Source organism: Pseudomonas mandelii (assembly GCF_002251635.1).
Taxonomy (GTDB): domain Bacteria; phylum Pseudomonadota; class Gammaproteobacteria; order Pseudomonadales; family Pseudomonadaceae; genus Aquipseudomonas; species Aquipseudomonas mandelii_B.
The window spans coordinates 65136-75810 of the sequence record NZ_NMOJ01000246.1; the positions used below are offsets into that span (position 1 = coordinate 65136).

12 protein-coding genes are annotated in these 10675 nt (G+C 61.4%); 5 read left to right on the top strand and 7 right to left on the bottom strand.

Annotated features, from left to right (window positions below):
- Window positions 1–37: 37 nt before the first annotated feature.
- Together B7L09_RS30330 and B7L09_RS30335 are read left to right on the top strand one after the other, a co-directional pair.
- Window positions 38–445, top strand: coding sequence for a response regulator (locus B7L09_RS30330; RefSeq protein WP_094471894.1), 408 nt, complete (start codon window positions 38–40; stop codon window positions 443–445).
- A gap of 47 nt (window positions 446–492) precedes the next feature.
- Complete coding sequence (locus B7L09_RS30335; RefSeq protein WP_094471895.1) at window positions 493–1161, top strand: HAD-IA family hydrolase; 669 nt, start codon at window positions 493–495, stop codon at window positions 1159–1161.
- Window positions 1162–1279: 118 nt separating this feature from the next.
- Here B7L09_RS30335 and B7L09_RS30340 read toward each other — a convergent pair whose 3' ends face one another.
- Window positions 1280–1939 (bottom strand): methyltransferase family protein, encoded by a 660-nt coding sequence (locus B7L09_RS30340; RefSeq protein WP_094471907.1) that lies wholly within the window; start codon window positions 1937–1939, stop codon window positions 1280–1282.
- Window positions 1940–2094: 155 nt separating this feature from the next.
- Here B7L09_RS30340 and B7L09_RS30345 point away from each other — a divergent pair, with 155 nt between their 5' ends.
- Complete coding sequence (locus B7L09_RS30345; RefSeq protein WP_094471896.1) at window positions 2095–2286, top strand: hypothetical protein; 192 nt, start codon at window positions 2095–2097, stop codon at window positions 2284–2286.
- A 3-nt stretch (window positions 2287–2289) separates the two neighbouring features.
- Here B7L09_RS30345 and B7L09_RS30350 read toward each other — a convergent pair whose 3' ends face one another.
- Window positions 2290–3237 (bottom strand): GlxA family transcriptional regulator, encoded by a 948-nt coding sequence (locus tag B7L09_RS30350; protein ID WP_094471908.1) that lies wholly within the window; start codon window positions 3235–3237, stop codon window positions 2290–2292.
- Between the two features lie 123 nt (window positions 3238–3360).
- Between B7L09_RS30350 and B7L09_RS30355 the strand changes: the two genes are divergently transcribed.
- Both B7L09_RS30355 and B7L09_RS30360 read left to right on the top strand, forming a co-directional pair.
- A complete protein-coding gene (locus tag B7L09_RS30355) occupies window positions 3361–4152 on the top strand; it encodes an SDR family NAD(P)-dependent oxidoreductase (protein WP_094471897.1) in 792 nt (263 codons plus the stop codon).
- Between the two features lie 101 nt (window positions 4153–4253).
- Window positions 4254–5174, top strand: coding sequence for a pyridoxal-phosphate dependent enzyme (locus tag B7L09_RS30360; RefSeq protein ID WP_094471898.1), 921 nt, complete (start codon window positions 4254–4256; stop codon window positions 5172–5174).
- Between the two features lie 63 nt (window positions 5175–5237).
- Here B7L09_RS30360 and B7L09_RS30365 read toward each other — a convergent pair whose 3' ends face one another.
- The 5 genes from B7L09_RS30365 to mgtA form a co-directional block, all read right to left on the bottom strand.
- On the bottom strand, window positions 5238–5555 hold the full coding sequence (locus B7L09_RS30365) for a DUF2388 domain-containing protein (protein WP_094471899.1): 318 nt from the start codon (window positions 5553–5555) through the stop codon (window positions 5238–5240).
- 106 nt (window positions 5556–5661) lie between these two features.
- Complete coding sequence (locus B7L09_RS30370) at window positions 5662–6432, bottom strand: PA4824 family protein (RefSeq protein ID WP_094471900.1); 771 nt, start codon at window positions 6430–6432, stop codon at window positions 5662–5664.
- A gap of 16 nt (window positions 6433–6448) precedes the next feature.
- Window positions 6449–6823: an SLOG family protein gene (locus B7L09_RS30375; protein ID WP_094471901.1), complete on the bottom strand. Its 375-nt coding sequence runs from the start codon at window positions 6821–6823 to the stop codon at window positions 6449–6451.
- Window positions 6811–8466 carry a Na/Pi cotransporter family protein gene (locus tag B7L09_RS30380; RefSeq protein WP_094471902.1) on the bottom strand — a complete coding sequence of 552 codons (1656 nt, stop codon included), beginning with the start codon at window positions 8464–8466 and terminating at the stop codon, window positions 6811–6813. Before B7L09_RS30380 ends, B7L09_RS30375 begins: the two co-directional genes overlap by 13 nt.
- Window positions 8467–8653: 187 nt before the next feature.
- Window positions 8654–10675, bottom strand: a 2022-nt coding sequence (mgtA, locus tag B7L09_RS30385; RefSeq protein ID WP_094471903.1) for a magnesium-translocating P-type ATPase, incomplete at its 5' end; no start/stop codon positions are given.

Below are 10675 nucleotides of genomic sequence, written 5' to 3' on the forward strand. Positions count from 1 at the left end.
CCGCGAAATCACTTATGCGATCAGGGAGTGGAAAGTCATGTGTCCAATACCGACGGCGGGCGAGCACCTTCCTGACGGGTTGATTCTGGTGGTTGAAGATGACCCGCTGATTCTGGAATTTCTCTGCGAAATTCTTCAGGAGGAAGGTTTCAAGGTTGAACCGCACGCTAGCGCGGACGCCGCATCGGTTTACCTGGAGTTGCACGCGAACGAGGTGGGTCTGTTGCTCACGGACATCACCATGCCTGGAAAGCGTAACGGCGCCGATCTGGCCAATGAGTTTGGCGATCGCTGGCCCGACAAGCCGATCATGATCATGTCCGGTTTTGAAACCCCCGAATCCTCCGGGGTGCGGCATGCGGTGTCGTTCATCAAGAAGCCCTGGGCGTTGGGACAACTGCTGGATTGTGTCGATGGGGCCCTCAAGTCGCGAAGGACTCTGTAGGTCGTGTACATTGACGGACCTGCCTGACACACGAAGGAAACGCATCCTTGTCTGCCGACGAATTCGTTTTTAATACCCCGTATCGCGCGTTCCTGTTCGACATGGACGGCACCGTTCTCAACTCCATCGCCGCTGCCGAGCGTATCTGGACCACCTGGGCCTTGCGCCACGGCGTGGATGTCGAGTCCTTCCTGCCGACCATTCACGGCGCACGCGCCATCGACACCATCAACCGTCTGGCGTTGCCCGGGGTGGATGCCGAAGCAGAAGCCAACTGGATTACCGAGGCGGAAATCGAAGACGTGGAGGGGATAGTCGAGGTGGCTGGCGCGGCAGATTTCCTCAGGTCCTTGCCGGCGAATCAGTGGGCAATTGTCACCTCTGCACCAAGAGCACTGGCGTTACGCCGAATGGCGGCGGCGGGGATTCCCGAGCCTGGTGTCATGGTCACGGCCGAAGATGTCAGCGCTGGCAAACCGGATCCTGCGGGCTATCGACTGGCGGCTAAGCGCTTAGGTGTTGAGGTGACCGATTGCCTGATCTTTGAAGATGCCACTGTCGGGATTCTTGCGGCGGAGGCGGCAGGGGCGGACCTTGTGATCATTACCTCGACCCATGACCATCCGATTCAGACACCACATGCGACGTTGGCCGGCTATGACTCCGTTTCGCATCGAGTGGATGGCGATGGCCGGCTCTGTCTACGTTCTTCGTAATCAACACCATCCCCTGTGGGAGCGAGCTTGCTCGCGATGAGGGGCTGACATTCAACATTTATGTTGACTGACACTCCGCCATCGCGAGCAAGCTCGCTCCCACATTGGATTTTCGGTGCTAATAAAACCCGGGGATCAGCCGCCAGCTACGGGCGCAGTACGCCTCATATTCACCCCCGAACTGTGCCCTCAGTAGCGCCTCTTCCGAGTGAATCCGGGCAATCAACGGAATCACCGTCAGCGCCGCCAGCAGCAACCCGACCCCCGAGCGAAACGCCAGCGCCCAGCCCACGGCGATGACCAACATCCCCAGGTAACTGGGGTTGCGCAAGCGACGATAAATCCCGTCGGTGACCAGACTGTGCCCCGGCTGAATCGCCACCAACCCGCTAAACCGCTTGCCCAGCACAAACACCGGCCACATCCGCAACGCGCCGCCGACGATGAACAGCAACGCCCCCACCCAGCGCACACCCACGCCACCGAAGGTCCAGAAATCGATCCGGTCGGTGTAGGCCGGCAGGTACCCACTCAAAACTCCGATGATGCCGAACGCCGGCAGCACCCAGCGATTGGCCCGGTCTTCACGTTCGCCGGAGCTCAGGTTGACCTCGGTGAACAGCGAGGCCACGGCCATCACCAAGGTTGCGACGGCAACCACCACCAGCGGCGCATGGGCGAAAAACGCCGCAAACCCGCCCAGCCCCCACACCGCGAGACCGAGGTAGGCGAGGGTGGAAACGATGGCGAAAAACGCCAGCCTGGCCGAGATTTTCATGAGCACCGATTCCAGTTGTTGAGCGATCTCCTCAGTGTAGAAGGTCATGCCGATTCGCCGGTTTGGGCTAGCCTGAGTGAACGGTTCGATCAGGCAAAAGGAAAGGCGCATGGGCCATTCAATGCTGGCTTATAAAACACCCCCGGGAGGTGCTCGTGATTCCGATCCACTGGGATGATTTTTTCGAGCCGCTCGACAAGGGCTTGCACCCCATGCCTGCGTGGATGGACCCATTCGAGGTGGCGATGCAAAGGCTGATGCCAATGGCCCTGGCCGATGGCGTGGCCCTGCGGCTGATGCCGCTTTATCAAGCGGTCGACCTGCGAGCAGCGCTTCCCGCGCCCTGACGCTTATGCCGTCATCGGCGACCTGGCATTACGCCGAATCACCTGCGGCGGTTGGCCGAACGCCCGGAGGAAGGCTTCGCGCATGCGGCGACGGTCGGTGAAGCCCGCCTCGGCGGCGATCTGGTCGAGGGTCAGCCGTCCGCGCTCGAGCATTTGCCGCGCCGCCTCCAGGCGCAGGTTTTCGATGGCCTTGGCCGGGGACTGCCCGGTCTCGGCGCGAAACGTCCGGCTGAATTGCCGTGGGCTGAGGCGTGCCACTTCCGCCAGTTGCTCCACCGATAACGCCGATGTCAGGTGTTCCCGGGCGTAGCCGAGGACGGTCTGAATACGGTCGGATTTCGGCTCCAGTTCCAGCAAGGCCGAATGCTGCGACTGGCCACCCGCGCGGCGCTGGTACATCACCAGTTTCTGCGCCACGGCACGGGCCAGGTCGGCGCCATGATCCTTTTCAACCATGGCCAGCGCCAGGTCGATGCCCGCGGTCATGCCGGCGGAGGTCCAGATGGAACCGTCGACCACGTAAATACGGTCATCTTCCACTTTGATCGAGGGAAACCGCGCTTGTAGATCCCGCGCATAGGCCCAATGCGTGGTGGCCCGCCGACCGTCGAGCAGGCCGGCCTGGGCCAGCACGAATGCCCCCGAGCAGATCGACGCCGTGCGCCGGGCAGTTTTCACGCTGTCGCGCAGGTACGCCAACACACCCTCGGGCGCCTGCTCGAGAATCGAATCGCCGCCGACCACGATTACGGTGTCAAACACCCGCTTATCAAACGCCTGAGTGCCGACACTCAAACCGCCGGAAGCCCTTAAGGAACGGCCATCCTCAGAGATCACGCTGACCTCATAAAGCGCTTCACCAGCGCTGAAGTTGGCGTATTCGAACACCGGCATCGCCGCCAGCGCCATGGACTGGAACCCCTCGAAAACCACGAACGCCACGGAAGTCATGATGGTGCCCTCAAAGCCAATGTCCGAAAAACGTACTTTAAACGTCATTTGAGACGAGCGTCAGTCAATTTATAACGGTTCACACCCGGCGACCTTATCGCCTTACTGTGAAGGAAATTGAACATGGCCCTTTCATCCAAAGGCACTGCACTGATCACTGGCGCTTCGTCTGGCATCGGCGCGGTCTACGCCGACCGTCTCGCCCGGCAGGGTTACGACCTGATTCTGGTCGCCCGCAGCCAGGGCAAACTCAACGCTTTGGCCAATCATCTGAGCAACGAAACCGGCCGCGCCGTGGAAGTGGTCGCTGCCGACCTCAAAGACAAGGCCGACCTGCTGCGAGTTGAAAGCATTCTGCGCAACGACGCGAGTATCACCTTGCTGGTCAACAACGCCGGTGTTGGCGCAGTGATGCCGTTGCTCGGCAGCCCGGTGGACGACATGGAAGCCATGATCAGCCTCAACGTCACCGCGCTGATGCGTCTGTCCTATGCCGTGGTGCCTGGCTTCGTCGCACGGGGCACCGGCACCGTGATCAACATTTCCTCCATCGTCGCCGTCGCTCCGGAAATCCTCAACGGCGTTTACGGCGGGAGCAAGGCCTTCGTGCTGGGCCTGAGTCAGTCAATGCACCATGAGTTGGCCGACAAGGGCATTCGCGTTCAGGCGGTGTTGCCCGGCGCGACCGCCACCGACTTCTGGAGCGAGGCCGGCAACCCGGTGGAAAACCTGCCGCAAGAGATCGTGATGTCCGCCGAGGACATGGTCGATGCCGCGCTGGTCGGCCTGGCGAAGGGTGAAGTGGTGACCATTCCGGGCCTGCACGAGGGCGACAAATGGGACGCTTACGAAGCCCAGCGCCAAGTGCTGTCAGGCTCCTTCGGCCACTCATCAGCGGCACCGCGCTACCGGTAAACCGATAACCCTGGGGCAGGGTGAACTAAGCTTGGATAAGGATCGTTCATCACCGGCTCGTCGAAACCTCGACAAGCCGGTGCTGCCAAAGGGAGCACACAATGCTTCACATCAGAACGCCTTTGATTCTGCACCCAGGCTTGTCAACGCCGACCCGGCGCATCTGGCTCAAGCTGGAAAACCTGCAACCCAGCGGATCGTTCAAATTACGCGGCATGGGCCTTCTGTGCAGTCAGGCAAAGGCCCAGGGCAAGCGCAAAGTCGTCTGTCCTTCCGGCGGCAACGCTGGTTTTGCCACCGCCATGGCCGCCGCTGCCCTAGGCCTGAAAGCCTGCATTATTGTGCCGCACACCACCCCGGAAACCACCCGCGCCAGGATCAGGAAAACCGGCGCCGAGGTCATTGTTCACGGCAAGGTCTGGGATGAGGCCAACCAACGGGCCAAAGCGCTTTCACAGGATGCAGATACCGAATACGTGCCAGCCTTCGATCATCCCGTGTTGTGGGAAGGGCACAGCACCCTGATTGATGAAGTCCTCGAGGATTGCCCACAAGTCGATGCGCTGGTGACGTCGGTGGGTGGCGGCGGATTGCTGGCGGGCCTGCTGACCGGATTGATTCGCCACCATCGCATGGACTGCCGGATCATCACCTGCGAAACCCAAGGCGCGGCCTCATTTGCCGCCGCCATCGAGGCCGGACATCCCGTCAGGCTGCCGCGTATCGACACCGTTGCGACATCGCTGGGCGCTGCGAAAGTGGCCGCGTGGCCGGTGCGGCACATCCTCGACTTTCCTCACGAATGCGTGGTGCTCAGTGATGACGAGGCGATCATGGGCGTGGTGCGTTACGCCAACGACCTGCGTCAGTTAGTCGAACCGGCATGCGGTGTTTCATTGGCGGTGGCGTACCTGGACCATCCGGCGATCGCCGAAGCCCATGACGTGGTGATTGTGGTGTGTGGCGGGGTCAGCATCAGCGCGCAGCTGGTGGCCGGGTGGGCGCGCTTGTCCGCGGGGTGAAGCAAAAGGGCAGGGCTGGAGACTATCAGGCTGTCCCGAGCCCCACCGTTACCTTTTCAACCTTCATTGGCCAGCAGCAGCGCCTTCCTGGATGAGGATGGCTCTGGCGAGCTCTTCGTCGCTGGCTTTGAGTCCGGGATTTTCCTGGCGAATCTGATTCAACACCGACTCCAGGTACACACCGCGAATCGTACCGCCACTGGCCACGAAGCTGGAGGCGTCATCACGGGCGGGAATCGCCAGTTTGTGGTCCTTGAACGTCGAGTACAGCGATGCGGAAACCCCCGCAGAGGTGGCGACATCGCCTGCGTCCACTTTGGCGAAGGCCGAACCGAAGGGCAGACACAACATGAATGAGGAGATGATAATCAGACGGCGCATAGCGGTGTCCTCTGAAGCGTGAAGCAAAAAAGGAAGTACCTCATCATTTAGGATGCCCGGTGAACGTCAGGAGTTCCCTGTCGATGCGTTATCCGCATCTTATCGTTCAAAACCGCAGCGTTGCTCCAGTGGTCAGCCACTGATCGCGCTCCCCCGTCAAGTTGCGGCCCACCACCAGATCGACGTCGATGCGCTCACCGACATGCAACCTCGGCCCGGCCTGCCACGCCTGTTCGCCGCCTTGTTGGCCGTAGCGTTCAGCAATCAGCGTCAGGGAACGGGCCAGGTCGTATTCGACGCCGGTTCCCCAGGTCCAGCGATGGTTTTGCTCGCCATCGTCATAGGCATGGCTCCAGCCGGCATTGAGGTTCAGGCGCAGGGTTTCGATCGGTTGGTAGGTGAATGGCAGATTCAGGTCGACGCCATCGAAGGCGTGGGCCCGATTGAAGGCAAAGTGAGTCGAACCCGCCAGCGCCCACTCAAGGCCAAGGTCTTCCCGTGAGAATAGTTGCGCCTTGAATTGCGGGCTCAACTGGTTTTCCGAGTCCCCGTCGTCGCGGCTGTGCTGCACGGCGGCGCCGAGTTGTACGTTGGGCAGGCCTTTGAGCGTGCAGTCCTGTGACACCACGCTGGTACTGGATGAACCGTGCCGACCGTTCTGATACCAGGTGTCGATGTTGCATTCGCCGGGCGCATTGATTCCGGCGTCATCCACCGTATACGCACCGCCGGCAGCGTTGGCGCTGGAGATGATGCTGAGCACCGCAATCAGGCTCAGGGTGACGCTGACGAACAACAGATTGCGGCGCAGGCGCCGGCCTTGAGCGGCTGGCAGACTGCGCACGAAGGACGCGAATAGACGAGTGGGTTTTTGCATGAAATTTATCTCGAAGTTACTTGATGGCGGCGGCGGTCAGCCCCCGATCCTCTACCGATAGGGTTTGCAAACCGGCCGTCCGGGCCTGGGCGACCAGCTCTTCGGTGTCTTCCCCGCCGGGCAGGGCGATCACCACGTCAGGTCGGCTGTCGAGCAACATGAAGTGGTTGCGCAGGCGTTCAGCCGACTTGCCGTGGCGCTGCCAGTTGGGCGGGTAGCGCACGATGTCGGCGCCGTGTTCCCGGGCCCACTCTTCAATGTCACCGCCCAGGTATTGATTACCGCCATGGATCAGCACACGCACCGGGTGCAGGCGCTGGAAGGCGTCGAGGACCCGTCGGCACAGACGGCTGTCGGCGTAATAGCGGCCCGCGCAGATCAAGAGGCGCATGAGGGATTCTCCTTGCTCAGGTCGGTGCTCTCGACCGGTTGCTCGCCGGCACGCTCCAGCAGCGGATAGCCCAGGGCGGCGATGTGGTGATGCACACGGCGGTAATCGCGCAGGACCCGCTGGAAGATGTCGCCGGATTCCGCCCAGGTGTTCTTGTCTTCCTGCAACTTGCGAAAGTGCTCGCGGCTGGCGTGCGCTTCGAGCCTTCTGACGGTCTCCTTGCGATGGATCAAGTGGTGCGCGGTGGGAATGTCTTCGCGCAGGAACACGGTGATGGCCAGGCTCAGGCTTTCCAGCAGCGCGTCGTGCAGCGGTGCGATGTTGCCCAGCTCGAACGCCGAGAACTGTTCGCCACGGCGCAAGCGGCGCATGGCCAACTGCGTCAGGCTGCTGGAAAGAATGTCCGCGGCATGTTCGAGGTTGATCACGAACAGCAGGATTTCCTGGGAGCGATCGGCATCGCTGTCACTGATGCCTTCCTTGCCGATGTCCGCCAGGTAAGCGCGAATGGCCGCACCCAGCAGGTCCAGGGACTGATCGACGCGTCGCACTTCATCGGCACAGGCGGGCACCGAGGTGTGGAACAGCTGCACCAGGCGGCCGAGCATTGCCGAGAGCATGTCGGCCATGCGCAACGCTTCCCGGGCCGCGTTGGACAGGCCGATGTTGGCCACTTCCAGACCCGCTTCGTCGAGGTAGTGCGGCATGCCCGGATCGACATCCCGCTCGGGGGCCGGCAGCAGATGGGTCAGTCCTTTGGCGAGCACATCGGTCAGGCCGATGAACACCAGCGCCAGCAGCAGATTGAAACCCGTGTGCAGCGACACCACGAGCACCGACGGCTCCAGCTTCAGCTCGGCCAGCAGCCCGGCGAAAGGCAACACCACCAGGGCGCCGACCGCACGCACCAGCAGATTACCCAGCGGCAAGCGCCGGCCGACGCTCGAACCGGCATTGATCACCGAGGGCAAAGCACCGCCAATGTTCACCCCGAGCACCAGCGCGACGAGGGTGGTTCCCGACAGCAGGCCGGTGGCGGCCAGCGAGACGATCAGCAACACCACCGCCACGCTGGAATGGCACAGCCAGGTGAGGATCAGCGCCACCAGCAACGCAATCAGCAGATCGCCGTCCAGGCTCTGCATGATCAGCTGGAACACCGGCGCGCCTTCGACTTCCGCCAGTGTCGAACCGAGCATGCGCAGGGCCAACAACATCAGCCCCAGACCGATCAGCGCACAGCCGACGCTTTCGTAGCGCGAGTCATCGCGAAGCCGGAACACCATCAAACCGGCGAGCAACACGATGGGTGTGAGGATTGAAACGTCGACGCTGAGCAGTTGCACCACCAGTGTCGAACCGATATTGGCGCCGAGCATCACCGCCAGCGCCGGCGCCAGACCCAGGGTCCCGGCGGCCGTGAACGACGTCGCCATCAGGCTGACGGCGGTGCTGCTTTGCAGGATGCCGGTGATGCCGATGCCTGAAAGCAGCGCCATCCAGCGGTTGTTCAAGTTGTGGCCCAGCCACTGGCGCAGCGGCGTGCCGAAGCCGCGCAACAACGCCGAAGAAATCATGTGAGTGCCCCACAGCAAAAGTGCGATGGAGCCTGCGAGGTTGATCAGTAGAGTCGTTCCCGACATCAGGACTCTCCCTTTTTCGATAAGGCTTAACGCAATTCCCTGTGGGAGCGAGCCTGCTCGCGATGGCGGTGTGTCAGACGACTTCTTTTTTGAATGTCAGTCCGCTATCGCGAGCAAGCTCGCTCCCACAGGGGTTAGGGTGTTCAGGTGATTTGGGTTTGCCCCCGAATTTCGGGGGCTGAGGCCATCAGAACCACTGCTTGAAGCGGCGGATGTAAATCGTCTTCATGATCTGCGCGAACACGCAGTAGCTGAGCAGGGTGCCGACCAGCCAAGGGAAGTACGCCCACGGCAGCGGTTGCAGGCCGACCAAAGTGCCCAGTGGCGAGAACGGAATGTAGATACCCAGCGCCATCACCAACCCGGTCATCAGGATCACCGGCAACGCCGCCGTGCTCTGGAAGAACGGGATCTTNNGCGTACGCAACATGTGCACGACCAGGGTTTGCGAGAGCAGCCCCTCGATAAACCAGCCGGACTGGAACAGGGTCTGCATTTCCACGCTGTTGGCGGAGAACACGTACCACATCAATGCAAAGGTGGTGATGTCGAAGATCGACGAGGTCGGCCCGATCCAGATCATGAAGCGGCCGATGTTTTTCGCATCCCACTTGCGCGGTTTGGCCAGGTATTCCTTGTCCATCTTGTCCCATGGCAAGGCCAGCTGGGAGATGTCGTACATCAGGTTTTGCAGCAGCAGGTGGATCGNCAGCATCGGCAGGAACGGGATAAACGCACTGGCCACCAGCACCGAGAACACATTGCCGAAGTTCGAGCTGGCGGTCATGTTCAGGTACTTCATGATGTTGCCGAAGGTTTCGCGGCCCTTGAGCACGCCTTCTTCCAGCACCATCAGGCTCTTTTCCANCAGGATGATGTCGGCCGATTCCTTGGCGATGTCGGTGCCGCTGTCCACCGAAATGCCCACATCGGCATCACGCAGCGCCGGTGCATCGTTGATGCCGTCGCCGAGGAAGCCCACGGTGTGGCCGTTGGCTTGCAACGCTTTGAGTACCCGGGACTTTTGCAGCGGCGTCAGCTTGGCGAACACCGTGCGTTCTTCGACTCGCAGCTTGAGCGTGGTGTCGTCCATGTTCTCGATGTCTGGCCCGAGCAGCGGCGTACCGGGTTCCAGCCCGACTTCGCGGCAGATCTTGCACGTCACCACGGCGTTGTCGCCGGTCAGCACCTTGACGGTCACGCCGATTTGTTGCAGTGCGGCAATCGCCGGGCCTGCGGTTTCCTTCGGTGGATCGAGAAAGGTCAGGAAACCGCGAATCACCAGCTCGCGCTCATCCGCGGTGTTGTACTGGTTTTTGCTCTGCGCTTTCGGGATCTCGCGGGTGGCGACCAGCAGCACCCGGAAACCGTCCTCGTTGTACTCGTTGGCCAGGGCCAGCAGGTCTTTGCGGCGCTGTGCATCGAGTGCCACGACCGTGCCGTTTTCGTGAATATGGCTGGCGATGCTCAGCATTTCCTCGACCGCGCCTTTGCACACCATCAGGTGATCGTCGCGGCTGTCCTTGACGATGATCGACAGGCGCCGACGGACGAAGTCGAACGGCAACTCGTCGACCTTGCTGTAGGCGAACGGCACCCTGAATTTGGGATTGGCGTTNGAGAACTGCACCACGGCCTGGTCCATCAGGTTTTTCAGACCGCTCTGATGATGGCTGTTGAGCCACGCCAGTTCGAGGATCGTGTCGTCACGCCGGCCGTTGCTGTCGACGTGGTGCTCNAGAATGATCTTGTCCTGGGTCAGGGTGCCGGTCTTGTCGGTGCACAGCACGTCCATNGAGCCGAAGTTCTGGATCGCGTTGAGGCGCTTGACCACGACTTTGCGCTTGGCCATGGCGTTGGCGCCTTTGGCCAGGTTGGCGCTGACGATCATCGGCAGCATCTCAGGGGTCAGGCCAACGGCGACCGCCAGTGCAAACAGGAACGCATCGCCCCAGTCACCTTTGGAGAAGCCATTGAGGAAGAACACGATCGGCACCATCACCAGCATGAAACGGATCAGCAGCCAGCTGACGCTGTTCACACCACGATCGAAAGCGGTTTGCACCCGCGAGCCGACAATCGCTTTGGCCAGGGAGCCGAAGTAGGTGCGTGGGCCGGTGGCGACTACTACGGCTTTGGCGCGACCACTGACGACGTTGGTGCCCATGAAGCAGATGTTCGGCAGGTCCAGCAGGTTGCCTTGGTCGGC